Annotated in this window: 22 protein-coding genes, 1 tRNA gene and 1 other RNA gene; 15 read left to right on the plus strand and 9 right to left on the minus strand. The window is 60.6% G+C overall.

Annotated elements, in window-relative coordinates:
- Window positions 1–26: 26 nt before the first annotated feature.
- From BM173_RS10790 to BM173_RS10825, 8 genes are all read left to right on the plus strand, one after another.
- A complete protein-coding gene (locus BM173_RS10790) occupies window positions 27–1043 on the plus strand; it encodes a polyprenyl synthetase family protein (protein ID WP_090481325.1) in 1017 nt (338 codons plus the stop codon).
- 11 nt (window positions 1044–1054) lie between these two features.
- A complete protein-coding gene (hrpB, locus tag BM173_RS10795; RefSeq protein WP_090481329.1) occupies window positions 1055–3481 on the plus strand; it encodes an ATP-dependent helicase HrpB in 2427 nt (808 codons plus the stop codon).
- Between the two features lie 17 nt (window positions 3482–3498).
- Complete coding sequence (locus tag BM173_RS10800) at window positions 3499–3777, plus strand: ETC complex I subunit (RefSeq protein ID WP_090481332.1); 279 nt, start codon at window positions 3499–3501, stop codon at window positions 3775–3777.
- Window positions 3778–3833: 56 nt separating this feature from the next.
- Window positions 3834–3928, plus strand: an RNA gene (gene ffs, locus BM173_RS10805) — signal recognition particle sRNA small type.
- A gap of 50 nt (window positions 3929–3978) precedes the next feature.
- Window positions 3979–5802, plus strand: coding sequence for a DNA polymerase III subunit gamma/tau (locus BM173_RS10810; RefSeq protein ID WP_090481335.1), 1824 nt, complete (start codon window positions 3979–3981; stop codon window positions 5800–5802).
- Window positions 5799–6137, plus strand: a complete 339-nt coding sequence (locus BM173_RS10815; protein WP_090481338.1) for a YbaB/EbfC family nucleoid-associated protein — start codon at window positions 5799–5801, stop codon at window positions 6135–6137. The genes BM173_RS10810 and BM173_RS10815 overlap by 4 nt, the downstream gene beginning before the upstream one ends.
- Before the next feature lie 132 nt (window positions 6138–6269).
- Window positions 6270–8666 carry an endopeptidase La gene (gene lon, locus BM173_RS10820; RefSeq protein ID WP_090481629.1) on the plus strand — a complete coding sequence of 799 codons (2397 nt, stop codon included), beginning with the start codon at window positions 6270–6272 and terminating at the stop codon, window positions 8664–8666.
- Window positions 8667–8911: 245 nt separating this feature from the next.
- On the plus strand, window positions 8912–9184 hold the full coding sequence (locus BM173_RS10825) for an HU family DNA-binding protein (protein ID WP_090481341.1): 273 nt from the start codon (window positions 8912–8914) through the stop codon (window positions 9182–9184).
- Window positions 9185–9299: 115 nt separating this feature from the next.
- Here BM173_RS10825 and BM173_RS10830 read toward each other — a convergent pair whose 3' ends face one another.
- Window positions 9300–10160 carry a hypothetical protein gene (locus tag BM173_RS10830; protein WP_090481344.1) on the minus strand — a complete coding sequence of 287 codons (861 nt, stop codon included), beginning with the start codon at window positions 10158–10160 and terminating at the stop codon, window positions 9300–9302.
- Window positions 10161–10190: 30 nt separating this feature from the next.
- Window positions 10191–10982: a 23S rRNA (guanosine(2251)-2'-O)-methyltransferase RlmB gene (gene rlmB / locus BM173_RS10835; RefSeq protein ID WP_090481632.1), complete on the minus strand. Its 792-nt coding sequence runs from the start codon at window positions 10980–10982 to the stop codon at window positions 10191–10193.
- A 152-nt stretch (window positions 10983–11134) separates the two neighbouring features.
- Between rlmB and BM173_RS10840 the strand changes: the two genes are divergently transcribed.
- Window positions 11135–11220: transfer RNA gene (locus BM173_RS10840), tRNA-Tyr, on the plus strand.
- 213 nt (window positions 11221–11433) lie between these two features.
- Complete coding sequence (locus BM173_RS10845) at window positions 11434–12609, plus strand: tyrosine-type recombinase/integrase (protein ID WP_245755860.1); 1176 nt, start codon at window positions 11434–11436, stop codon at window positions 12607–12609.
- Between the two features lie 343 nt (window positions 12610–12952).
- Here the strand turns inward: BM173_RS10845 and BM173_RS10850 are convergent, their stop codons facing one another.
- From BM173_RS10850 to traA, 3 genes are all read right to left on the minus strand, one after another.
- Window positions 12953–13831: a hypothetical protein gene (locus tag BM173_RS10850; RefSeq protein WP_143089627.1), complete on the minus strand. Its 879-nt coding sequence runs from the start codon at window positions 13829–13831 to the stop codon at window positions 12953–12955.
- Window positions 13832–14144: 313 nt separating this feature from the next.
- Window positions 14145–14903, minus strand: coding sequence for a DUF6118 family protein (locus tag BM173_RS10855; protein ID WP_090481352.1), 759 nt, complete (start codon window positions 14901–14903; stop codon window positions 14145–14147).
- A 10-nt stretch (window positions 14904–14913) separates the two neighbouring features.
- Window positions 14914–17847 (minus strand): Ti-type conjugative transfer relaxase TraA, encoded by a 2934-nt coding sequence (traA, locus tag BM173_RS10860; RefSeq protein WP_090481354.1) that lies wholly within the window; start codon window positions 17845–17847, stop codon window positions 14914–14916.
- A gap of 173 nt (window positions 17848–18020) precedes the next feature.
- On the opposite strand from traA, the gene BM173_RS10865 reads away from it, so the two are divergent.
- Together BM173_RS10865 and BM173_RS10870 are read left to right on the plus strand one after the other, a co-directional pair.
- Entirely contained in the window at window positions 18021–18326 is a 306-nt protein-coding gene (locus BM173_RS10865) for a conjugal transfer protein TraD (protein WP_090481357.1), read from the plus strand.
- A 22-nt stretch (window positions 18327–18348) separates the two neighbouring features.
- Window positions 18349–18594, plus strand: a complete 246-nt coding sequence (locus BM173_RS10870; RefSeq protein ID WP_090481635.1) for a conjugal transfer protein TraD — start codon at window positions 18349–18351, stop codon at window positions 18592–18594.
- Window positions 18595–18628: 34 nt separating this feature from the next.
- On the opposite strand, the gene BM173_RS10875 is transcribed toward BM173_RS10870, so the two are convergent.
- From BM173_RS10875 to BM173_RS10890, 4 genes are read right to left on the minus strand one after another with little or no spacing between them, the layout of a single operon-like run.
- Window positions 18629–20203 carry a PepSY-associated TM helix domain-containing protein gene (locus BM173_RS10875; protein ID WP_090481359.1) on the minus strand — a complete coding sequence of 525 codons (1575 nt, stop codon included), beginning with the start codon at window positions 20201–20203 and terminating at the stop codon, window positions 18629–18631.
- Window positions 20204–20210: 7 nt separating this feature from the next.
- Window positions 20211–20507, minus strand: a complete 297-nt coding sequence (locus BM173_RS10880) for a hypothetical protein (RefSeq protein WP_090481361.1) — start codon at window positions 20505–20507, stop codon at window positions 20211–20213.
- Window positions 20504–20785 carry a hypothetical protein gene (locus BM173_RS10885; RefSeq protein ID WP_090481364.1) on the minus strand — a complete coding sequence of 94 codons (282 nt, stop codon included), beginning with the start codon at window positions 20783–20785 and terminating at the stop codon, window positions 20504–20506. The genes BM173_RS10880 and BM173_RS10885 overlap by 4 nt, the downstream gene beginning before the upstream one ends.
- 20 nt (window positions 20786–20805) lie before the next feature.
- A complete protein-coding gene (locus tag BM173_RS10890) occupies window positions 20806–22794 on the minus strand; it encodes a TonB-dependent receptor domain-containing protein (protein WP_090481367.1) in 1989 nt (662 codons plus the stop codon).
- A 97-nt stretch (window positions 22795–22891) separates the two neighbouring features.
- Here BM173_RS10890 and BM173_RS14455 point away from each other — a divergent pair, with 97 nt between their 5' ends.
- The 3 genes from BM173_RS14455 (at window position 22892) to BM173_RS10900 (ending at window position 24087) form a co-directional block, all read left to right on the plus strand.
- Window positions 22892–23323: a hypothetical protein gene (locus tag BM173_RS14455; RefSeq protein WP_143089628.1), complete on the plus strand. Its 432-nt coding sequence runs from the start codon at window positions 22892–22894 to the stop codon at window positions 23321–23323.
- Between the two features lie 366 nt (window positions 23324–23689).
- Window positions 23690–23896 carry a helix-turn-helix transcriptional regulator gene (locus BM173_RS10895; RefSeq protein WP_090481370.1) on the plus strand — a complete coding sequence of 69 codons (207 nt, stop codon included), beginning with the start codon at window positions 23690–23692 and terminating at the stop codon, window positions 23894–23896.
- A complete protein-coding gene (locus BM173_RS10900) occupies window positions 23893–24087 on the plus strand; it encodes a helix-turn-helix domain-containing protein (RefSeq protein ID WP_090481372.1) in 195 nt (64 codons plus the stop codon). Before BM173_RS10895 ends, BM173_RS10900 begins: the two co-directional genes overlap by 4 nt.
- The last annotated feature ends 116 nt before the right edge of the window (window positions 24088–24203 follow it).

Genomic DNA, 24203 nt, shown 5'->3' on the forward strand with positions numbered 1-24203 from the left:
CAAGTGCAGCGCATGGCCAAGCTGCAATGACAGCCGACGTCGTACCCCTCCCGCGCAAGGGCCCGCAGCCCTCGATCGATCCCATGCTCGCGCTCACCGCTTCGGGCATGAACCAGGTCAATCAGGTCATTCTCGACCGGATGCAGAGCGAAGTGCCGCTGATCCCTGCGCTGGCCGGACACCTTATTTCCGGCGGCGGCAAGCGGCTGCGGCCCATGCTGACGCTCGCCGGGGCGGAGCTGGTCGGGTATAGCGGGACCCGCCATTACAAGCTCGCCGCGGCAGTCGAGTTCATTCACACTGCCACGCTGCTGCATGACGATGTCGTCGATGGCAGCGATCTGAGGCGCGGCAAGGCGGCGGCCAATATCATCTATGGCAATCCCGCGACCGTGCTGGTTGGCGATTTCCTTTTCAGCCGTTCGTTCGAACTGATGACCGAGGACGGCAGCCTGAAGGTGCTGAAGATCCTGTCCGGTGCCAGTGCGATCATCGCGGAGGGGGAGGTCGACCAGCTCACCGCCCAGCGCAAGATCGACACGAGCGAGGAGCGCTACCTCCATATCATCCGCGCCAAGACCGCAGCCCTGTTTGCCGCGGCAAGCCGAATTGCCGCCGTCGTCGCCGAGTGCGGCGAGGAAGAGGAGCGGGCGCTCGACGAATACGGACGCAACCTCGGGGTTGCCTTTCAACTGGTCGACGATGCGCTCGATTACGACGCCGATGCGGCGCAAATGGGTAAGGACCAGGGCGACGATTTCCGCGAAGGCAAGATGACCCTGCCGGTCATTCTCGCCTATGCACGCGGCAACGAGGAAGAGCGCGCTTTCTGGAAATCGGCGATCGCCGGGTTCCGTTCAGGCGATGAGGACCTAGCCGAAGCGATCCGCCTGATCGGCAAGTACAACGCCGTTGCCGACACGAAGGCACGTGCACGCCACTTCGCCCAGCGCGCAATCGATGCGCTATCGATTTTCCCCGATGGCAAGGCCCGGCAGGCCATGGCGCAGGCGGCACTGTTCGCGGTCGCGCGCGGACACTAAGTGCTGGCCGGGTGCCGGATGCGCTACCAATCAATGCGGTCCTACCAGACCTGCTTGAGAGTCTGCGAGTAGGCACGGGCGCCGTCCTCATTGCTCCTCCGGGGGCAGGTAAGACGACCGCCGTCGCGCCTGCGCTGATTACCGAGGACTGGTGCACGGGCACCATCATCCTGACATCGCCGCGCCGTGTTGCCGCTCGCGCTGCTGCCGAGCGCATGGCAGAGATGCTGGACGAAAAGCCGGGCGAGACGATCGGCTACCTGACCCGCCTCGACAGCAAGCGTGGGCCGAAGACACGGGTGCTGGTCGTTACCGAAGCGATCTTCGTAAACATGCTGGTGCAGGATCCCGAACTGCAGGGCGTCTCGGCAGTCCTGTTCGACGAGGCGCATGAGCGTCATCTCGACAGTGACCTTGGCCTGGCTCTGGCTCTGGAAAGTCGCGCTGTGCTGCGCGACGACCTGCGGGTCCTTGTCATGTCGGCGACCATCGACGGCACGCGGTTCGCGGATTTGCTGGGCGTGGACACGCCGGTCATCGAAAGCGAAGGCCGCGCCCACCCATTGCACATCGAATGGCTCGGGTCTTCGCCGCAAATGCGGGTGGAGGACTCCATGACGTCGGCCATCGCCCAGGCATGTCGTGACGAAGAGGGCGATATCCTGGCGTTCCTACCCGGCGTGGGCGAGATCGAGCGCACGCGCGAGCGGGTTGAAGCGCGACTGCCCGAAGCCGTGGTCCTTCCGCTTCACGGACAGGTGCAAGGCGCGGACCAGCGCGCTGCGATTCGCCGCGATCCGCAAGGACGTCGCCGCATCGTGCTCGCCACCGCGATTGCCGAAACCTCGCTGACACTCGATGGGGTTTCGATAGTCGTCGATGCCGGGCTATCGCGCCGCGCCGAATTCGACCGTGCGGCTGGCACCACGCATCTGGTGACCCACCGCGCGAGCCAAGCGGCTGCGGCCCAGCGGGCAGGGCGCGCGGCAAGGCAAGGTCCGGGAGTTGCCTATCGTCTGTGGGAGGAGGGCGGCCATGCCGGACGCCTCGCATTCGATCCTCCCGAGATGGAGACCGCCGACCTCGCGCCGCTGGTCCTGACACTTGCGAAATGGGGCACGAACGAGCCGGCCGAGCTGCAGTGGCTCGACAGGCCCTCCGCCCCTTCGGTTGCTGCAGCGCGCACCACCTTGCAGGCGCTCGGCGCGCTTGATGGTGAAGGGCGCATTACGCCAGCCGGTGAGAAGCTGGCGCGATTGCCGATGGATCCGGCTTCTGCCGCAATGGTGCTGTTCGGGGCGGCGCATGGCGCGGCGGAACGTGCGGCCAAGCTTGTGCTATTGCTCCAAGAGAGGGCGCTGGGCGGTCGCGGAGAGGATCTGGAGGCGCGCCTGCAACGTTGGGACGGCGATCGCGGCAAGCGGGCAGAAGCGAGCCGGAAACTGGCAAAGCGTTGGGCAGCCCAAGCGAAGGATCTCGTCGATCAGGTAAGGGGTGAAGCACCATCTGGCGCCATCATGCTCGCAGCAGGGAGGCCCGAATTCATCGCCAAACGACGCGATGCAAGTGGCGAGAGCTGGGTATCCGCAGGGGGCAGGGGCTTTTCCCTGGATTCAACGTCGTCGCTGGTCCGATCGTCCTATCTCGTAATCGGCGATGCGCAGGGGCAAGCGAAGGCAGCCCGGATCACCTCGGCAATCGCGCTCGAGGAAAGCGATCTCGAGCGCTGGCTGGATGATCGGATCGAAGGAAGGTCGGTCTTGCGGTGGAGTGGGAATCGTATCGAAGCGCGGCTCGAACGGCGGCTCGGCGCGATCACGCTGGCGAGCGGTCCCGACCCTTCCCCTGACGAGCAGGCTATTGTGGACAGGTTTGTGGAAAAGGCGTTGGAGAACCCGGCAAAGCTGGTTCCGCAGGCGCTTGCTGCCCGGGCTGCCTTTGTCGGCGTCGACGCGTTTGAGCCCGAAAATTTGCGCGATACCATGGACTTATGGCTTGTGCCCTTGCTGGCCGGCCGGCGCGATCTGGACCTGCCCAAAGGCCGACTGGTCGATGGGCTTCTCAATCTCCTCGACTGGGGCGCACGCCAAAGGCTGGATAGCGAGGCGCCGCGGGAATTTACCTCGCCTGCCGGGACCACCCATCCGATCGACTACACAGGCGACGATGCGCCGAGCGTGGAAGTCCGCGTGCAGGCCCTGTTCGGCCTGGAGCGGCATCCCATGATCGGCAAGACGCCGCTTCTCCTGAAGCTCACCAGCCCTGCCGGACGCCCGATCCAGTCGACCCGCGACCTGCCGGGATTCTGGCGCGGTAGCTGGGACGATGTGCGCAAGGACATGAAGGGTCGCTATCCCAAGCATCGCTGGCCCGAGGAACCGTGGACCGAAAAGCCGAGTTTGAAGACCAAGAACGCCTTCCATAAATCGGGAGGTTGAATTATGGGGCGCCCACTATGGCTGCACGAATCTACCAACGTCCGCAAAGCGCGATGCAATCCGGTAAGGCCCGCACCGATGAGTGGGTGCTGGAATTCGAACAGTCCGAAGCGCGCAAGGCAGACCCCCTGATGGGCTGGACGGGCAGCGGCGACACGCAGGTCCAGGTGCAGCTCAAGTTCCCGAGCAAGGACGAGGCCAAGGCCTACGCCGAAAAGTACGGCATTCCCGCCCGCGTCCACGCTACGCCGCCGCACAATCTGAAGCTGCAGGCCTACGCCGATAATTTCAGGTAATCGCTCCGCCTGAAATGCGGAGTTGAATTCTGGGCAATCCGCCGCCATATGGCGCGCCGGGAGTCGGGTGGACGTTTGCGTTCGCTCACCGGGTCAGGTCCGGAAGGAAGCAGCCCAGGTGAATTGCGACGGGTCGCTCGGCTCCTTTATTTTCCCACACCCTTCATGACATTCGGCGCGTCTGCGCCTACCTAATCCTGCATGGGTGATTCACCGGACAACACTGACGGTCTTCCGTGGGAAGCCGAGGCTGAAGAAGCGGACGCGCCGAGCGCAGCCGAGCTCGAGGCTGCTGGCCAGAACTCGATGTTCGGGGACGCTCCCGAACCCGCCCCGGCTCCTGCCGAGCAGCCCCCGGTTGCCCAGGCCGAAGCAGCACCGGCTCCTGCGGTCGCTGCGCCGCAAGCTTCGCAGCCTTATCGTGTGCTCGCACGCAAGTACCGTCCGCAGACTTTTGCCGAATTGATCGGCCAGGATGCGATGGTTAGGACGCTGGCCAACGCCATAGCCCGCGACCGGCTGGCCCACGCCTTCCTGATGACCGGCGTGCGCGGGGTGGGGAAGACCTCGACTGCGCGCCTGATCGCCAAGGCCCTCAATTGCGTCGGCCCGGATGGCGAGGGTGGTCCGACGATAAGCCCCTGCGGTGTCTGCGAACCCTGCACCGCGATCGCCGAAGGTCGGCATATCGACGTGATCGAGATGGACGCCGCCAGCCATACCGGGGTGGACGACGTTCGCGAGATCATCGAGGCGGTTCGCTATGCGGCCGTATCTGCGCGCTACAAGATCTACATCATCGACGAAGTTCACATGCTGTCTCGCAATGCGTTTAACGCCTTGCTCAAGACGCTTGAAGAACCGCCGGCGCATGTGAAATTCCTCTTTGCCACGACCGAGGTGGACAAACTTCCGGTCACAGTCCTCAGCCGCACGCAGCGTTTCGACTTGCGCCGGATCCCGGTCGAATTGCTCGAATCCCACTTTGCGGAAATCTGTCGCAAGGAAGGCGTCGAGGCCGAGGACGAGGCGCTGCACATCATCGCCAACGCTGCCGAAGGCTCGGTGCGTGACGGCCTGTCCATCCTCGACCAGGCGATTGCCCATGCCGACATGGAAACCGGCGGGAAGGTTTCTGCAGAGCGCGTTCGCGACATGCTTGGCCTTGCCGATCGCGGAGCGCAGCGACGCTTGTTCGCGCACCTCCTCGAAGGCGATTCCAAGGCCGCCTTGAAGGCCGTTGACGACCAGTATGCACTGGGTGTCGAGCCTTTGTCGCTGATGCGTGCGCTTATGGATCTTACCCACCGCATCGCGCTGGCACAGGTGGCCGGGGAGGCCGACGCCCCGACCGCCGAAGAGCGCGAGCAACTGGATGACTGGGCGAAGCGGCTCGAAGTCGGTCAGGTCCATCGCCTCTGGCAATTGTTGCTCAAGGGTCATGACGAGGTGCGGCAGGCACCCGATCCACTAGTATCCGCCCGAATGGCTCTGTTGCGCGTGCTCCACGCGTCGAACCTGCCCGATCCCGGGAAGCTGGCGAAGAAGCTGGAGGAACTGGCCGAACGCGGACCGGCGCCTGCGACAACGACCGAAAATTCCTCCGCTGGGGAGGCGCCTTCCGCTTCGCTCGACTGGGAAACGCTCGTCGACAAGGTCGACAACGCCGGTCATTTGCAGGCCGCCAGCATCATGCGCCTGCAGGTACGCCCGATCCTCGTGGAGCAGGGCAGGTTGGTTTATCATCGCTCCGACAAGTTCAGCGATGCGATCGAACCGGTGCTGAAGGATGCGCTATATGCGATCAGCGGTGAACGCTGGACGCTTGAGAGCGGTGATCCGGCGAAGGCTCGCCCATCGCTGGTTGAAGTCGAGAAAGCAGAGCGCGAGGAGGCCAAGGCCAAGCTACGCGAACATCCGCTGGTGAAAGCCACATTCGCGGCATTTCCCGATGCCGAACTTATCGAAGACGGCGCCGAGCTCCCCCCGCAACGGCGCGAAATACCCTGGAGTCGAAACGCATGAAATCGATGGAAGAAATGATCGCCGCAGCCCAGAAGGCCGCCGAGACGATCCAGACGCAGATGGGCGAGGCGCAGGCCAAGCTCGACACGATCGAAGTCGAAGGTACCGCCGGTGGCGGCCTCGTGAAGGTCCGCGCCTCCGCGCGTGGCCGCATCATCGGTGTCGAGATCGACGACAGCCTGATGAAGCCGGAAGAAAAGCAGATGGTCGAAGACCTCGTGGCCGCCGCCTTCAACGACGCGCGCGACAAGGCAGATCGCAAGTCCGCTGAAGAAATGCAGAAGATCCAGGGCGGTATGGGACTTCCGCCGGGCTTCAATCTTCCCGGAATGTAAGCCGGGCGCGGCGAGCGCCGCCCAATCCCCAAGATGTTGCGCCCTCCACGTTGCGAAGCGTGGGGGGCGCACCCATATTCAGGGTCAAGGACGGTCCCACCAACCTCGCGGACCGCAAACGGACGCATGAATATGACTGAGAGTTTCCCCCTTCTTCCCCTGCGCGACATCGTCGTCTTTCCCGGCATGGTGGTTCCGCTGTTCGTGGGCCGCGACAAGTCGGTCGCGGCGCTTGAAGTGGCGATGGAAGGATCGAAGGACATCTTCCTCCTTTCGCAGCTCGATCCGGGCTGTGACGACCCCGAGGGCAGCGACCTTTACGACCTCGGTGTCGTGGCGCAGGTCCTCCAGCTGCTGAAACTGCCCGACGGCACCGTGCGCGTGCTGGTTGAAGGCCAGGAACGCGCCAAGCTGGAGGCGCTTCGTCCCGAGGGCGAGCATGTGGTGGCCGATGTTTCGATCATCGAAGAGCCGACCGCTGCGGGCAGCGAAGTCACGGCCATGATGCGCCAGGTCGTCGACCAGTTCGGCGAATACGCCAAGCTTAACAAGAAGGTCGGCGAAGACGCCGCCGAACAGCTGCGCGAAATCGACGATGCTGGCGAACTCGCCGACACGATTTCCGCCGCCATCAATGCCAAGGTGTCCGACAAGCAATCGCTGCTGATCGAACCCGATCCGCTCAAGCGGCTGGAAATGGTCATGTCCTTCATGGAAGGCGAACTGTCCGTCCTTCAGGTGGAACGCCGCATTCGTGGTCGCGTGAAGCGCCAGATGGAGAAGACCCAGCGCGAATATTACCTCAACGAACAGCTCAAGGCGATCCAGAACGAGTTGGGCGGTGACGACGAAGACGGCGGCAACGAGATTGCCGAACTGACCGAAAAGATCGGCAAGACCAAGCTGTCGAAGGAAGCCAAGGCGAAGGCCGAGGCCGAGCTAAAGAAGCTCAAGGCCATGCAGCCTATGAGCGCCGAGGCGACCGTCATTCGCAATTATCTCGACGTCCTGCTCGGCCTCCCGTGGGGCAAGAAGAGCAAGGTCAAGAAGGACATCGGCAAGGCGCAGGAGATCCTCGATGCGGATCATTATGGCCTGGAAAAGGTCAAGGACCGGATCATCGAATATCTTGCCGTTCAGGCACGCACCAACAAGCTGAAAGGCCCAATCCTGTGCCTCGTCGGCCCTCCCGGAGTCGGCAAGACCAGCCTCGGCAAGTCGATCGCGAAAGCGACCGGCCGCGAATTCGTGCGCCAGTCACTTGGCGGCGTGCGCGACGAGGCGGAAATCCGCGGTCACCGCCGGACGTACATCGGCTCCTTGCCAGGCAAGATCGTCACCAACCTCAAGAAGGCTGGCAAGAGCAATCCGCTCTTCCTGCTCGACGAGATCGACAAGCTCGGACAGGATTTCCGCGGCGATCCCGCCTCGGCCCTGCTCGAAGTGCTGGACCCCGAACAGAACAACAAGTTCCAGGACCATTACCTCGAGCTCGATCTCGACCTGTCGGACATCATGTTCGTGACCACCGCGAACAGCCTCAACCTGCCACAGCCGCTGCTCGATCGTATGGAGATCATCCGGCTGGAAGGTTACACCGAGGACGAGAAGGTCGAAATCGCATCGCGTCACCTCCTACCCAAGCAGGTTAAGGACCATGGCCTGAAGCCCGAAGAGTTCGAGCTGACCGAAGAGGCGCTCCGCGATCTCATTCGCTACTATACCCGCGAAGCTGGCGTGCGTACGCTGGAGCGGGAGCTGGCAAGGCTGGCACGCAAGAGCTTGCGCAAGATCCTCGAGGGCAAGGCGACCGAAGTCACGATCACGCCGGAAAACCTCAGCGAGTTCGCCGGCGTGCGCAAGTTCAAGCACGGCATGAGCGAAGACGAGCCCCAGGTGGGTGCCGTCACCGGTCTCGCATGGACCGAGGTGGGCGGCGAATTGCTGACCATTGAAAGCGTGACGACGCCGGGCAAGGGCGAGATCAAGACCACCGGCAAGCTGGGCGAGGTGATGAACGAAAGCGTCGCCGCGGCCTTCAGCTTCGTGAAGGCGCGGGCGCCTGCCTATGGCATCAAGCCGAGCATCTTCCAGCGCAAGAACATCCACATCCACCTTCCCGAAGGCGCCGTGCCCAAGGACGGGCCGAGTGCGGGTGTCGGCATGGTGACCTCGATCGTATCGACCCTGTCGGGCGTTCCGGTGCGTGCAGACGTGGCGATGACCGGGGAGGTGACCCTGCGCGGCCGCGTTCTGGCGATCGGTGGCCTGAAGGAAAAACTGCTCGCTGCATTGCGCGGCGGCATCAAAAAGGTGCTGATCCCGGAAGAGAACGTAAAGGATCTCGCCGAGATTCCCGGCAACGTGAAAGAGGGACTGGAGATCGTGGCGGTTAGCCACGTCGACGAGGTGCTCGAACACGCTCTCACTGCGATCCCGGCGCCGATCGAATGGACCGAGGCTGACGACCTTGCCAGCCAGCCTGTCCATCCGGGCGCCGGAGGCCCCGCGGCCCCTACGGCACACTAACAAAAGATACGTTGCACTGCAGCGAATCGTGAAGGCGCCCGGACCTCGGTTCGGGTGTCTTTCCCGTTGTGGGACACCTCCAGTCAACGGTTCGTCGCAGAAATCGAATTCGTAGCGCGAAATCGACGCTTTTTCGCGGATTTTGCCTTTGACAGCGCGCCCAAAAGCCTCTCAATTCGCTCGCCTTCGGTGACGTGATTCACCGGCATTATTTCAAAACACCAATTGAGGGGGTTTCCATCAAAATGAACAAGAACGACCTGATCAGCGCGGTTGCCGATTCGAGCGGCCTTTCGAAGAGCGACGCAGCAGGCGCCGTCGAAGGCGTTTTCGACGCGATCACCAAATCGCTCTCGAACGGTGACGAAGTCCGCCTGGTCGGCTTCGGCACGTTCTCGGTCGCCAAGCGCAAGGCATCGACCGGTCGCAACCCCCGCACCGGCGAACCGATGACGATCAAGGCTTCCAACCAGCCGAAGTTCAAGGCCGGCAAGGGTCTCAAGGACGCGGTCAACTAAGACCGCTCCGTCACTGCGCCGTACTCGTGCGGCTGGCAGTCATGGAAAAGAAAACGCCGCAGCCCGCTTGATGCGTGGCTGCGGCGTTTTTCTTTGGCCTTAAGGCCTCGCGGGCTCAGTCGAAAGCGATGAGCGCGGTCGGCGCCTGTTCGGTGCGCTGGTCGATTTCCCAGACCAGCGTCTGGCCGCGAGCGGTCTCGACGGGACCTTCGTCGGTATTGTTGGCAAGGATGCGTCCATCGGTGACAATGGTGAAGGTGCCGTTCGGCATGAGGATGTTCGGCATTTCGCCTTCTTCGCCATTCTCCTTCGCCTTGCCGAGCGTGGCTAGTCCCATCATCCCCGTCATCATGCCTTGCATGGGGTTGCCGCCGCCCTGCGACGCAAAGCCCGGCGCATCGACCCGCACCTGGTTGCCGTCACGCAGCATCATGGTGACGAACATGTTCGCCATGGGCATCTTCTCAACCATCGGGAAGGCGAAGTCGTGGGTCATGCGGCCGGATACGCTGAAGTCGACGTCGAAAATGCCATCGCCCTTGTATTCGACCGTTTCCCAACCGCGCTGCCGTGACAGCTGGTCCGCAAGCTTCTGAGCTGCTTCAGGGTCGGAAGGGTCGAACCCGCCGAGCATCTGCTTCGCCTGCTCTGCCTCGCGTTCAGCCTTGGCACGCCGTTCGCTCGCCCCTGCCTGCCATTCGGCGCGTTGCTCGTTCACTTCCGCAAGCGAGCACTCGCGCTCTTCCCAGGTTTCCTCGTCGACGCATTCCGCCTCGAACTTCTCTTCGGACTTGGCGCCCATCTCAGCGAGCTTGCTCAGAGCCAGCATCTGGATTTCGCCGTCGTAGCTGTATGCGAATGTGCCGTCCTTCATCAGCTGCATTTCGCTGGTGAAGGTACCTGGCGATAGCAGGCAGCCGCTCAATGCAAGCGAGCTGGCCGCCAGAAGAGCGGCTGTGCGAATCGGTTTAGTCATGAATTCCCCCCGGTCGAGTTCGTCGGTCCGTCAGTTGCGCGTTGCTACGGCATACAATGCCACAGCAGCTGCATTGGAAACGTTAAGGCTTTCGATTTCCGAAGAGATCGGCAGTTTGGCGAGAGCATCGCAGTGGCCTTCTATATTCTGCCGCATCCCTTCGCCTTCGGCCCCAAGCACGATCGCAACCGGCCCGGCGGGCAAGGCCTCTGCCAGGGTGGCCTCCGCATGGCCGGTCAGGCCGATGCGCCAATATCCGGCCTCGGCGATCTCATCGAGCGCACGGGCCAGGTTTACGACCCGGATCCACGGCAGTGTTTCCAGCGCGCCGGATGCGGTCTTGCCGATGACGCCGCCTTCGGGCGGGGCATGCCGATCCTGGGTTACGATCGCCGATGCGCCGAATGCCTTGGCGGAGCGCATGATGGCGCCCACGTTATGCGGATCGGTTACCTGGTCGAGCAGGACGATCGGCCGAGCGGGATCGCCGTCGAGCACTTCGTCGAGGAATTTGTCTTCCAGAGCCGCACATTCGAGAACCAGCCCCTGGTGCGGAGCATCCTTTGCGACAAGCCGGGCCAGATCCTGCCCATCGGCGAATTCCACCGGAAAGTCCGGCGGCAGTTCCCCGTCGAGCGATTCGATCCCCTCGCGGGTCGCCCACAGCTTGCGGTGCACCCGGTCCGGGTTCTTCAATGCGGCCTCGACCGCGTGGCGGCCCCACAGGCGGACGTGACCGGCACTGGCCCTGCCACTTCCTCGACCACCCTTCATGCGGCCGGCACGACCTCTCAATGCGCGTTTGCGTTCGCCCTTTGCCATCTTTTCCATCCTGTATTTCGGCTTGGGCTGCGCTCCTGCCAGTGAGGGCATTGACAGGCAAGCGTCGCTTCGCCAAAGGGGCGCCTCTCGGCAGGGGACCCCAAGGGGTTTCCGACGTTATATCTCTGAGAAGAGAACAGGCGAGCCCGTGTGGACAGGTGGCCGAGTGGTTAAAGGCAGCAGACTGTAAATCTGCCCGCGCAAGCGTACGCTGGTTCGAATCCAGCCCTGTCCACCACCGCCCTTTCTCAGAACATCCCCGAAAAGCCCTAGAAATCGCAGAAAACCAAGGTATTCTGCCTTCCGATGGCCGCCCCTGTTCGCTGTTAATTGCCTGCAACCGGCAGTGAGTGTGGGGAAGGTGTGGGGAAGGGTGTAGGCTTCCCCACACTGCGGCTCTCTCAATTGGCCTCCAGAAATGTGGGGAACGAGAATGGGCAAACTTACAGCAGTGGCGGTCAAGGCCGCTTTGGCGAATCCGGGCACCTATCAGGACGGCGACGGTCTTTTCCTGAAAGTTGGAAAAACTGGTGCGGCTTCCTGGCTCCTGCGACTCCAGCGCGATGGAAAAAGACAAGACATTGGTCTGGGCAGTGCAAAGCTGGTGACGCTGGCCGAAGCGCGTGCGAAGGGTGCTGAACTCCGCAAGGCTGTAAAGGTCGAGAAGCGCGACGTGCTGACGGAGCGGAAGGACGAGGAAGCCGCCAAGGTCACTTTCCGCGAAGCCGCTACCCAATATCATTCCGAGAACGAAGCTGGCTGGAAGAGCGATGTCTATGGTCGGCAATGGCTGGCTAGTCTGGAAAATTATGCCTTCCCAAGGCTTGGTGACATGACGACTGGCGGAATCACCGCTGCCGACATCATCTCGGTGCTCACGCCGATTTGGCAGGAAATTCCCGAAACGGCCCGTCAGGTTCGCAACCGGATTTGCGCGGTGCTGGATTACTCTCACGCCAAAGGCTGGCGTTCTACGGAGGCTCCATCGGGCAACAGTAGCCTTAAAGCGGGGCGAGGACTCCCGCGACAGGTCAAGAAACCGGCAAACCGTAAGGCTATGCCATACGTGGCGGTTCCTTCATTCTTGACCGCACTACGGCGCAAGCCATCCTATTCGCGTCTCGCGCTCGACCTCCTCATTCTGACTGGCGTGCGCTCGCAGGAAGTGCGGCTCACGAAATGGGACGAATTCGATCTGGACCAGCGACTGTGGACGATACCCGCAGAGCACATGAAGCGTAGCAGGGCGCACATCGTGCCGCTGTCAGAAGCGGCTCTGGCGGTGCTCGTGAAGGCCGATGCAATGCGGCTCGAGGGTGCCGAAGTGGTCTTCCCCGGCATGACCGGCAAGGCGATGTCCAACATGACGCTGCTGAAGGTTATGCGCGATATGCAGGAGCCTTTCCACGTCCACGGCTTTCGCTCCAGCTTTACCGATTGGGCTGCGAACGAGGGCTTCCCCAATGCGGTTGTCGAAGCTGCACTGGCGCACAAAACGCCAGATGCTGTGCAGGCCGCTTATCGCCGCACTACCTATCTCGGCACGCCTGAGAATCCGGGGGCGCGGGTGAGGCTGATGGAAGCGTGGGGCTGTTATTGTACTGGGAGGAGTTCCACGAAGACGTAGTATCGCCAGCCAATCGCGCGCCCACAAGAAGCTCGGATGACCGCTTTTGGTGAGGTCGGTTGCCGATCTCTACGACCGGGATTGGGTGGAAAGCGGCCGTTGCGAAATCATGGATTTGCTTCCGCTTCGGGGGCGTTGGCGGAATGGCTGCCTTTAGACTCACTTTTCCAATTTCGGACGAACCATTCCCTGAGTTCGTGCTTTTCGTCCTACAAGGTCAGAAACTCCGGGGATTGCCCCGATATTGAACGCGCACAATTCAACGGTCGTCGTGCTTTCGCGAAAGGGACGAACATGTGATGGCAAACGGGAGCCGCCGTGACGTGAAAGTGGGTTTTGTCGCTCAAAAACCCTCGCCTACCATCGCTTCAACCTCGGCTACTGCCGATTCCGCTTCGTCGGCCAGCTGATCAGCCAACAGCTTTTTTTCGCTGTCGGTCATTTCAGGCATTTTTACCTCTGCACCAGAGAATGCGATTGCCTGCGTGCCGGTCGCCCTCTTTTCCTCGACCATCTCGTCATCCACGAAGAGCTGTCCTACCAGTACCGTCGGTGCGCCTCCGTAGCTCTGTGCGTAGAATGTGAACGGCCCCTTTAGGCGGAAGGTCTCTGATGTCTTCATTGGCCAGCCCCTCAGCTCCATCTCGCTGTAATGCCGCTCTTGGCCCTTGGCAACGTACCCCATTCTTCCGCCCGTCCGTCCGGAGAAGCAGGACGCCATCGGCATCCCTCTGCCGTGAATATCCATGCAAGAGAGCTTCACTTCGTAGATGCCGAAGAAAGATGTTGTGCCGCGCTTCGAGGACGCGCCGTTCGTCGAGCTCCCGACATTAGGATAATCTGAGATTTCTCCTCGATCGGTCTGGCCGTCTGCTGCGCTCCCGCAGCGCACCAACTTGATCGGTTCCATGTTGGGGAAGGTCACCACTATCAAATTCTGATCGAGGGGCTTGATCACGTCATACGTTTGGCCACCATCAATAGGGTTGAAATAGTGGATCTCATCTCCTCGGATTTCATACGGTTCGCGATCCCCGTCGATTACCACCTCACCTTCCGCTGAATATTCAGCAGACGCGTATAAGCCCGCGCACCCCTCTTCGCTTTCAGCCCATCGCCCAGTCAGATAGTCCTTCGTCAACCGCGCGCCTTGCGCTTCCGCCTGAGAGCAGGCGGATGCCAGAAGAGATATAATGACAGCGCAGGAAACGTATTTCGTCATGATTCCCCCCAAAAGCCTGATTTGATTGGCGTAGTCTAGATTCCTTCGATCATAAAATAGGTAGAAGGACACGAAAGTGCCCAAACCAATCTATAGACGCCGCTGAATGACCAGCTGAGTTTGACAGCCGTGGCAGATAAACAGTTTACCAAGGCGCCATTGGGTCTTCTTGAACGGCACTGGTTTGCGACACGTAAGACATGGCGGCGATAAAGGGTTCATGCCTTCGACTTTATCGAGCGGCTTAAACGTCCGCAATCGAGTCGTTTACGGAATGTCCGGTTCTGAATTGGGAAAGGGGGAAGCGGACGTGCTAGCGCGCAATCTTGATGGTACAATTCACGGGCCGTTCCGACTCCTGCGCTTGCTCATGGCAGCGCGCAAAGACCTCACGGTTTTCGGCAAGTGTGCTCTGCGCAGCAGCCAATTCGTCCCAAGCCTCGGGGTTCTGCGACCGGATCAATTGTATTCCGGCGTCCACGATGGTCGGTTCTCCAACAGCCTTGCGGGCCATCCGTTCGGGCCAATGCCAGCTTTCCGGCATGGCCCGGGCGATGGTGCCGGGAAGGATGGACCATAGAAGGATACCGGCAACCAACCCCATGCCTGCAAAGCACCAGGTCTGACGCTTCTGCTCGTCCTCGGCTCGGACACGCCCGACAATTGCGGCGAGCCGACCGGTAGCAAGATCGAGGTCCTTGCGTCCGTGCCGGAACAGGTCGCTGGCATCGCGCAGCATGTCGAGCGAAGCGCGCGTGATCTGAACTGCAATGTCTTCCGGCGTCAGCTCGATAGCAGGCTTGCTGCCGATCATGCTCAACGTTTTCGAGACCTGTGCCAGTTGATCGGCCATCTGGCCGAGCGTTGCGGTGTAGTCCGGGATCACGATGTCGGCGCGCTCCCTGGCCATGTTCTGGACCGTATGGCGTACCATTGCCATTTCACCTTCGAGGCGGGCAAAGGCTTCCGTTGCCGGATCGGTTTCTGCAACCGTCGGCGGCGCTGCCTGCGGCGCGGGCGGTTCCTCGACTTCGAGGTCCAGTTGCACTTCTTCGATGTGTTCGTCTTCCATCTCGGTTCTCCTAAATGCCCATGTCGAAAGCGCGGGTGCGCTCGCGGGAGAGGGTTGCGGTGAGTTTGTTCGCGATGCTGCGCTCGGGCTTCGGATCGATGCCGAGTTCGCGAGTCTTGCCGCGCAGCAGGCCTTCGACCTGCAGATCGTGCTCCAGCCCCTTCGCCAGTTCGTTCTGCTTCGCGGACACGCGGGCCGCACCTGCGCGGTCACCTTGCTGTTCAAGCTGCTTGCGTGCGGCGCTCAGCCCCTGCCAGTCGCTGACAAAGCGTTCGGTTCGCAACGCCGGATCGGTGCGCACGGCAGCCTCGTGCTGCATCGCCCGCAAGGCCTCCTGGCTTCGCCCGCCAGCGGCCTCTGCGATCAGCTTAGGGTTCCGCTCCATCGCCTTGGCAAGGTCGGTGGCTGCATGGGGCCTGATCGCTTCGAGCGCCTTTCCTGCCTTCTCCAGAGCGGCCTTCTGGTGCGGGAGGACGGGCAAACCCTGGTCGTGCATCGTGCCGATATCGCCAAGCGCGCGGGCATAGCTTTCGACCGCGCGGCGCTGGTCGTTCTGCGTGTTCGTTTGTGTCGGGAACGGCTCAAGCTGGCGGGCCTGCGGACGGAAGTTGGAGAAGGCTCCCTTGAGCAAAGTCGAAGGGATGGATTTTGCCTTCTCTGGAATCTGCCTAACTATCTTCATGACCCGCTCATGGAAGCTGATCCCTCGCAGTTCGGCGAAGGCCTGTTCGGGCTTGTAGTCACCCGCCATGTCTTTTCCGCGCTCGCGGCTGAGCGTGCGAACAAGCCCTTCGACAGCGCTCAGGACAGGCTTTGACTGATCGGCAAAGTCATCGCGGCCATAATGCAGCGCCAGCCCGTCGCGATGGCGCGACATGGCGACATAGGCGGAATGGCCGTCCATCCCCGGCGTGGCGAGGACATGCACACTATCTACGGTCATGCCCTGCGCCTTGTGGATCGTGGCGGCGTAGCCATGATCGATATGGGCATAGTCTTTGGTGTCGAACGCGATGTCACGGCCATCGTCGGTGCGCACGGCCATGCTCTGCGCGCTGGCCATTGCGACCGTGCCAAGTGTCCCGTTCTTGACCCCAAGCCCACGCTCGTTGTGCAGGAAAATGATGCGGTCGCCCGATGCAAACTGGCGTTCGCCGCGTGCCGCCTTGATCGTGGCATCGGCACCTAGCGCGCCAGCCTCACGCATTTTGCCACGCGCCATCTGGTTCAGCTCGCGCACCTCGTCATTGGTGTGGGTGAGAATAATCCGGCTATCGCCAGGGCTGCCTTGCCGTTCCCGATCCCAATGCTCGATCAGCGCCGTCCGTGCATCCTCGCGCGTGTCGGCGGCATGGACCATGCCGCGTTCTTCATAGGTGCGGATTGCTTCGCCGGTTCGGCCCGTGGCGAGCTGCCTGGTCGCATCCTGCTGCCATGCGGTAAGCTGACGGCGAACCTCGCTGATCTCGACCCCGCCGTGGCGCTCGTGGATTGCCCGGAATGCCGCGCCCGCCTCGATAGCCTGAAGCTGCTGCTGGTCGCCAACTAGGACAACTTTTGCACCAGCCTGCGCGGCAGCGACAAGCACGCGCTCCATCTGGCGCGTGCCAACCATGCCCGCTTCATCGATAATAAGCACATCGCGGGCGGTGAGCTGCTCACGCCCTTTGCCCCACTGATGCTCAAGGCTGGCGATAGTGCGCGATGCGATACCGGAGCCGTTCTCCAGTCCTTCGGCGGCAATGCCCGACAGGGCCGCACCGCGCACGGTGTAGCCCGCACTTTCCCAAGCCTCGCGCGCCACACCCAGCATCGCGCTCTTGCCGGTCCCGGCATAGCCTACGACAACCGCAAGGCCCTTGTCTTTGGTGACGTGTTCGAAGGCGGTTTTCTGCTCGCCGGACAGGACCAGACCGCGCTTCGCAGCGTTGGCGAACGCGGCGTTTCGCTGGCTATCATTGACGCTGTGTTTCGTGCGCGCGGCCATCGAATCTGCGGCGCGGTGCAGGCGCTGTTCGGTCTCGATCATCACCCGCGACGTGAAGCGATCCTGCCCGCGCCCATCCTTGCCAAGGGCAATCAAATCGGGCGATGCGCGCACGGCATTGTAGGCAGCGTCAAATTGCTCCTTGCCGTCGCTGTGCCGGTGGATGAACGCAGCAAGATCACGTCGCGTAAAGGTGGCTTGCTGGTGCGTGATTGCATCCAATGCCAGCGCCGGATTGGCAATGATCCTTGTCCCATTACGCTGGGCAATCGCGCGGTGCTCCTCGATCCGCTCGGCTTCCAGCCCGCGTCCGCCAATGCGCGATGCGGCGGGGCCGATCTTGTCCTGCGGCTCCAGCGCAATACCCTGCGCCTCCAAGCTACGGTGATCGATCCGGGCATCGATGTCGCGTTCGGCCAGCGCACGGTTCACATGATCGGCCCAGCGCTCGCGCCATTGTTTGATCAGCGCGGTCTTGTTCCAGTCGCGAACCTTTGCGCCAAAGCCGTCTTTCGTGACCTCGCGCATCGTTAGCATGACATGCGCGTGCGGCTTGGCCTTGCCGTCTTCGCCGATATCCCAATGGACATTGAGGTCGGCGATCATGCCTTTCTCGACGAACTCGGCTTTCACGAACTCGCGCGCCAGCTTGATGTTGTCCTTCTTCGACAGCTCGCGTGGCAGCGCGAACTCGACTTCGCGGGCAAGCTGAGCATCCTTGCGCTTCTCGGCTGCCTCGACCGCGTTCCAAAGCGTGGCGCGGTCGGCGAAGGCTTCAGGCGCGCCCTTGGGCAGCATCACTTCGGAGTGAAGGACGCCTGCCTTGTTGGTGAAATCGTGGTCACGGTCGATCCGCTCATCGTGCAATCGCTCGCCCGCACGATAGGCAGCTGCCGCAACGGCACTGCGTCCGCTCGACCTTCCGATGACCTTTGCGCTGAAGTGAAAGATTGCCATGTCGGCAATCCAGTTACACCGCAAAGCCTGCGTCGGCACGACGTATAAGCGCGCCCTCTCATGATAAAATCCTGATCGGGACTAGGCGGTATCACACTGTCCCGGCGACCTTACTGCATTGGATTACAACCACGATTATCATGGCTCCATCACACCAACGATGGAGACAACAGATGCGCAAACCCCGCGATTTTGATTCGGAACTCAAGGCCCTCGCCGACAAGGCCAAGCAGTTGAAGGAACGCCGCGTGCGCGACCTCGGCGTGCTGGTCACGGCAACCGGAGCCGACGCGCTCGATGCCGATGTCCTGGCAGGCGCGCTGCTCGACGCTGCCGCCACCACCGACAAGGCCACCGGGGAGGGCTGGCGCAAGCGCGGCGCGGCCTTCTTTCAGGGCAAGTCACGCGACACTTCGAGCGGACCTGGCCAGCAGCCGGAAGGCACTCTCCCGCTCAATGGCGGCACGGCATCGGCTTGAGGCAGCAAAGGCGCGAACCGACATGCGCGAATGGCAGGTCAAACGCCGCGAACGAACCCGCCAACTGATCGAGCTGGGCGGCCTGGTCGCCAAGGCCGATCTGGTTGATTTGACAGACGATGATCGCGCCGCGCTCTACGGCGCGTTCCTCACCGTTGCCGCCAAGCTGCGCGGGCCGGATGGTGCGCAGGCGCTGGTGCTGTTCCGGCGCAAAGGGAAGCGGGCGTTTGAGGCTGAACAGTCCGAAGACAAACCATCCATGAGATAGAGTCGAACCAATCGCTATCGCAGCACACTTGCAGCTAGCCCGCATACCAAATGCTGTCTTCCGGTGCATTTTTGCCCCGTTGCCGGGTTCTATGCATCATTGCGATCAGTGCCAGACCTCCCATCACTGCAACCAAATCCACCAGCCATGTCACATCTCCATGGTTCCAGCCGTACCATAATGGTGTGACTACACTGGCAATCGGAATCATGAAGCAGGCAAGCGCCGCTATGCCTGAAAGAACCACGGCTCCACGTGCTGCCCCGAGCAGAAACGCTAGCACAACGGCCACAAGAAATGCCGCATAGTAGATGAGCATATGGGCTGATTGCGCCTGTGCTTCGAACGCTGGAAGAACCTTCGCCGCTGCGATTGTCAGGGAAATTCCGCTTACGCAGCCGAGCGATACGCCCACCGTCAAAGCTCCAAGAATGCGGGTGTCGCGGCGTTGTTGCACGGTTGCCCCGCCACGCTGCTTTTTGCGGCGGCTTTCGATCCACAGGATATTACCGGAGTAGAAGAGAAATGCCCCGCCTAGTCCGAGCGCAAAATACGCCCAGCGAATAGGATTGCCACCAAAATTGCCGAAATGCAGCGCAAAGAAGCTGGTAACGGTGGCGAGATAACCCTGCTGTCGTCCGGGCATATAGTCGTAGGCCATTACATCGCCGGTGTATGGGTGCATCATGGCGAAACCGAATGTGGGACCGCGCAAGCCGTAGCCATCGCGTTTCCCAAAGGCTTGAAGCTGTGCCTGGCCATCCGGCGTGGTGCTGTATGTAAGCCATCGCACAGTGAAGCCCGGATCGCTTCGCTCTAACGTGTTCACGACATCGGCGGGTGAGACGAAGGGAACATCCTCCCGCAACGGCGCGTCATGCGGCGTCTCGTTGGCTTCGAACATTGCTTCGATCTGACCGTTGTAAGCCAGCTTGTCCTGCGATCCGTAGATCGGATCGTGAAAGGCGAAAATCAGGGCTGTAAGTGCCATAATCAGATGAAATGGCAGACTGAATATGCCGAGCACATTGTGCACATCAAGCCACATCCGCTTGAGGTTCTTGCCAAGCCTCAATGCAAAAAGGTCTTTCACGAGGCTGGGTAACAATATGATCAGGCCGGAAACCAGCGCAATGGCATACAGCAGCGCGACCACGCCCATGAAGTACAGCGAGAATGGCAACCCTACATGCTGATGCAGCGTGTCGATAAACTGCGCCACCGGAGCAGGATCTTGTCGGAAAGTTTGGAGGCTGCCGTGATCTGCCATTGCAGCCGCGTAGACATGTTGCGGTGCGCCGCGACTGCGACCTTCTGGCCATACGACCCATTCCAGTCTCGCAGGGCGCTCTGGCCCTGTCTCCACATTTACCGTGTAACCCTTGGCAATATCGGGATGCGCGGCAATGGCCGTGGCGATCAGCTCTGGCGTATCTTCGAGTGAAACTGGCGCAGGCAGCTCAGACGGCGGTGTAGCCCAACGCTGTAGCGGCTCCTCGAACATGGTGATTGCGCCTGCGTAAAAGGCGATAAACAGGAACAACCCGCTGACGATGCCAACCCAGGTGTGAACACCCTTGTACATCTTGACGATATCGCTGCGTACCATCGTGCGGCTACCCGACTGACTTTGCGATTGCGAGCAATGCGAACACAACGATATTGGCCCCGCCAAGCCAGAGCCAGGCCCTGATCCCACTGCGAAACAGGAAGCAAAAGCTGGCAATGCCGCACCAGATCGGCGCAACAAGCCACATGGCAAATTGCGTCTTGCCGCTGCCCGCCATCAGTCCGTCAGGCGTCAACCATACGAACAAGCCTGTGAAGCCAAGTGCGAGGGTGAAACCCAGAATTACCCCGGCGCTAGCTTTGCCAAGCCACCCCTTCGCGGAGTAGGTGAATGCAGCACTCATTCGACATTGTCCCTGCGGTTCTGCACCCACGCAATCGCGAGCGGGGGGATGGACCATGCAAGCATTAGCAAAGTCATGGCGATGAACACCGTCGATGCCCAACCGGCGAATTGCCAAAGCAGAAGTAGCGAAGTGACGATCAGGGCAATGCCTGCCGGAATCGGCCAGCGTCCGACGAGATGGCTTTTGCGCCATTGCTGATTGGGGGAAGCAAGATAGAGCAGGCCCGCGCCGCAAAGCGCACAACTTGCTGCCAACAGGGCCAGGCCTGGGATCATTTCCCGCTTCCCCGATCAGGTCAGAATTGGACGCGAAGCGATGCTACAACTTCCCTGCCCATCGCCGGATAGCCAACATAGTCGTTCGTTGATCCGGCAATATAGGTGTAGGTGGCATGATCGTAGTAGAACTCATCGAACAGGTTGTTGACTACAAGCGAAACAGTGATCGGGTCCGCGATACGATAGCTCGTATAAGCCTTCACCGTAGTATATGCTTCCTTGTCGGGCGCGGTCGGATCGATGGAATTCGATTCCGAGGAGACGTGACGCACCTGTGTTCCCAGGCTCAGACGATCTGACAGGCCAGTATATTCTGCCTTGCCAAGCCAGGTCGTCCCGATCCGTGTCCCCAGCCCCAAATTCGCATCCGTCAGTGGCTGACCATTCAGCGTGTTGTTCGCATCCCACATGCCTACACTCAGGAACAGGTCTTGAGTGGCATAGCCTGCTTCAATTTCGTAGCCTTCGACCTTGGCGTCCCCGATATTCCGCCAGTAGCCCCAAACAGGCGTGCCGACGTATTCGATATCGACGAAGTTCTCGATATTCTGCTTGTACCATGTGCCCCGAGCGAAGAATCCGTCGCGCTCAAAGGAAACACCAAATTCCAGATTGTCGGCCTTTTCCGATTCCAGTGTGCCATCATGAACGTAGAGCGCACTGAAAAAAGCTTCGCGGATTTGCACCCCTCTGAAGGCCTGCGCGTAGGTGGCATGTAGTTCCAGACCGTCGACAATCTCGAAAGTCGCGCCGACATTGGGGCTGAAGCCTGAATCAGCAATCCTGATGCCACTGCTCACGCCGCCACTACTCTTGAAATTATAGTCGTCGTAGCGAATGCCAGCGGTCAGCTTCAGCGGTTCGATTGGCTGAAAATTCGCCTGAAGATAGGCTCCGAAGATATCGACCGACTGGCGTGTGTCGCCCCAGGCAAATGGCGGCGTGGCATTTTGCGCTGAATTCAAATCATCAACCCGGTAGTCCACGCCGTAGGTCAGGGAGAGATCGCCAAAGCTGCTTGTGTTGCGCAGGTCGAGCCCCATGCTGGAGAAATCGCCTTCGCCGTATATGATGTCCGAGGTCTGGCGTTGCACGCGAAAATCGGTGTTGTTGTAAAACGCGGTCAGACGCGTGTCGATTGCTTCGCTGGCCGGATTGTAGCGATAGTTGCCGGTCAATGTCGTGCGGCTCATCTCCTGGTCCGAGAGGATATACCGGCCAGCGAAATTGGTCAGATTGGGCCGTTCGTACGAAGTTGCTGAATCGTCGAGTTTCTCGAAGGTGAGGCTGGCCGCATGATCTCCGTCCAGCACGTTGAGCTTCGAAAAATACCGCGTGTGCTCGTAGGGTGTAGGTGAAACCCTGTCGCCATTGCCATCGTCGTAGTCATTCCGGTCGGTGTACGAAATACCGGCAATCAGACCGACATTGTCGCTCAATCGGCCATAGACCGCTCCACTTGCGCCATAGCCGTCACCGCCATTTAAGTAGCCGGTGCTTTTAGCATAGATGCCCACGTCCTGCCCCGCACTTAGCATGTCGAACGCATCCTTCAGTGTGACTGCCAAGGCACCTGTGAGGGCGCCCGGGCCATTTGTCGCCGCACCTGCGCCTGCATCCAGTTGAATCGTCTTGATGAAATCTGGCTCCACCTGAACGCGAGCCTGATGATGATATAGCTCGCCGGGGCTTTGTGCGCCGTCAATTGTCACATTCAGCATCACGTCTTCGAAGCCGCGCACGTAGATTTTCTGCGCGGTGGCCGAACCACCGCCGACCGCAACCGACGATTCGTTGGCAAAGATATCTTCCAGCGTGTTGGCCGATGTGCGCTCCAGATCCTCGGACGAAACAATGAAGTCACCCGGCTCCTTCTCTCCTGTCACGATGATCGTGTCGGCTGCATCTTCGCCGTCGATGGTCTGCGCGGCGACGGGCGCAGACAAGCCGCCTAGGGCAGCAAGGCCAAGCGCAATTGTTGAAGACTGGGTTGCAAAACGAATCATGAGAGATGGCCCCTGAAGAGTTACTGTTCCGGCGGCGCACTGACAGCATTGCAATTGCGAGTCAATCGCAATAAGGCTTGGCTAAGTGGAGGTGCTGATGATGCAGATGGATTGCGACGAATTGGCCGATGCCATTTTTGTCAAACTGTTTCGTGTGTGGAGCGCAGCCCGGGAAACCGAAACCAACCCTCTTTCGGCCACTTTCAACGTCGCAAAAACCTATGGCCTTCCTGACCATGCGGCACCGGCATGCTCCAGCCTGTTTGAGCTTGTCGAAAGCGAACTGGAGCGCCCACTTGTCCCAGAATGCTGTTGCAGTCGGAATTTTTCAAGCGATGAGAATGCGTTGCTGGGTGTGCTTGCAGCCGCGAATGCTGTGGGATCGATCCGGGCAAGCAGACAAATTCCACATGGATTATCAGGTGCCATTTGTTGGGCGGCCTTGGCGGTGAGGGATAGTTTGGGCATTCGCCCGGTCACGTTCCACGTTGGCGAAGCATGTCCATTCGCTATGGCTGAACAAGCCTGAGAATGCTTGCGAAGCTATGGATTGAGTCTCGATTTTCTGAAGGGTTGCATTCTTGGCCGACAATTACCGTTAGGGGCACTTGGCGTGATTCGCGCGAAACCCGGCAACGCTGGCAGGGAAATCCGTCGCTGCCGTCGCAAATTCGCGCGCGACAGTCACAAAATCGCATCGATCAGGAAGATTCTCAGAACCAGGGCCAACCGAGCGGTTTGTCCGTAGAGGTTTCGGACCGTCCATAGACGTCTCAAATCGTGCAAATCGTTGAAGAATTGCTCGAATTCCAACTAAACCAGGCCCTTGCGCCTTTCAGAAAAGTTCTCACTATGTTCCGTAGAGGGGCTGCCAATGTCAAAATGAGAAGGCTCAATGTCCAATACAGAACGCATCATCCGCTTGAAGACAGTGCTCGACCGCACCGGTCTTTCCCGCTCCACCATCTACCGCAAGATCGCCGAGGGCACATTCCCGTCTCAGGTAAAGATCAGCGTACATGGCGCAGGATGGCGTGAATCAGCCATCAATCGCTGGATCGCCGATCCCGCTCACTATCGTGAAGAGGAACCGGCGGAATGAGCGGCCCTCAACCTGTCGAGCCGATCTGCGTCCGGGTTAATGATGCCGCCCGCATGATTGGGGTCGGGCGCACGAAACTCTATGAGTTGATCTCCAGTGGAGAACTCGAATCCATCAAGATTGGCAAGGCAACGCGCATCACGACAGCCAGTCTGCATAGGCTGGTGAAGCGGCATCGAGCATTGAACTGACCTGGCCGCGAACTCGCAATTGGACAGTGTCAGAACGTGCCATTATGTTGCGATCAGGCGCTTTGCGAACCGCAGATTTATTCAGCTTTTTGGGCGAAACGCTGAACCGAACCACC

It is taken from the genome of Qipengyuania nanhaisediminis (genome assembly GCF_900115585.1).
In the GTDB taxonomy this organism is placed as follows: domain Bacteria; phylum Pseudomonadota; class Alphaproteobacteria; order Sphingomonadales; family Sphingomonadaceae; genus Qipengyuania; species Qipengyuania nanhaisediminis.

Coding starts and splice junctions, on each gene's coding strand:
- BM173_RS10880 (WP_090481361.1), bottom strand. CDS start 20,507: ATGAGTGCTGCATTCACCTACTCCGCGAAGGGGTGGCTTGGCAAAGCT.
- BM173_RS14455 (WP_143089628.1), top strand. CDS start 22,892: ATGATGCAGATGGATTGCGACGAATTGGCCGATGCCATTTTTGTCAAA.
- BM173_RS10810 (WP_090481335.1), top strand. CDS start 3,979: ATGGGTGATTCACCGGACAACACTGACGGTCTTCCGTGGGAAGCCGAG.
- BM173_RS10865 (WP_090481357.1), top strand. CDS start 18,021: ATGCGCAAACCCCGCGATTTTGATTCGGAACTCAAGGCCCTCGCCGAC.
- traA (WP_090481354.1), bottom strand. CDS start 17,847: ATGGCAATCTTTCACTTCAGCGCAAAGGTCATCGGAAGGTCGAGCGGA.
- BM173_RS10815 (WP_090481338.1), top strand. CDS start 5,799: ATGAAATCGATGGAAGAAATGATCGCCGCAGCCCAGAAGGCCGCCGAG.
- BM173_RS10870 (WP_090481635.1), top strand. CDS start 18,349: ATGCGCGAATGGCAGGTCAAACGCCGCGAACGAACCCGCCAACTGATC.
- BM173_RS10850 (WP_143089627.1), bottom strand. CDS start 13,831: ATGACGAAATACGTTTCCTGCGCTGTCATTATATCTCTTCTGGCATCC.
- BM173_RS10895 (WP_090481370.1), top strand. CDS start 23,690: ATGTCCAATACAGAACGCATCATCCGCTTGAAGACAGTGCTCGACCGC.
- BM173_RS10885 (WP_090481364.1), bottom strand. CDS start 20,785: ATGATCCCAGGCCTGGCCCTGTTGGCAGCAAGTTGTGCGCTTTGCGGC.
- BM173_RS10830 (WP_090481344.1), bottom strand. CDS start 10,160: ATGACTAAACCGATTCGCACAGCCGCTCTTCTGGCGGCCAGCTCGCTT.
- rlmB (WP_090481632.1), bottom strand. CDS start 10,982: ATGGCAAAGGGCGAACGCAAACGCGCATTGAGAGGTCGTGCCGGCCGC.
- BM173_RS10790 (WP_090481325.1), top strand. CDS start 27: ATGACAGCCGACGTCGTACCCCTCCCGCGCAAGGGCCCGCAGCCCTCG.
- BM173_RS10855 (WP_090481352.1), bottom strand. CDS start 14,903: ATGGAAGACGAACACATCGAAGAAGTGCAACTGGACCTCGAAGTCGAG.
- BM173_RS10800 (WP_090481332.1), top strand. CDS start 3,499: ATGGCTGCACGAATCTACCAACGTCCGCAAAGCGCGATGCAATCCGGT.
- BM173_RS10900 (WP_090481372.1), top strand. CDS start 23,893: ATGAGCGGCCCTCAACCTGTCGAGCCGATCTGCGTCCGGGTTAATGAT.
- BM173_RS10825 (WP_090481341.1), top strand. CDS start 8,912: ATGAACAAGAACGACCTGATCAGCGCGGTTGCCGATTCGAGCGGCCTT.
- BM173_RS10890 (WP_090481367.1), bottom strand. CDS start 22,794: ATGATTCGTTTTGCAACCCAGTCTTCAACAATTGCGCTTGGCCTTGCT.
- lon (WP_090481629.1), top strand. CDS start 6,270: ATGACTGAGAGTTTCCCCCTTCTTCCCCTGCGCGACATCGTCGTCTTT.
- BM173_RS10875 (WP_090481359.1), bottom strand. CDS start 20,203: ATGGTACGCAGCGATATCGTCAAGATGTACAAGGGTGTTCACACCTGG.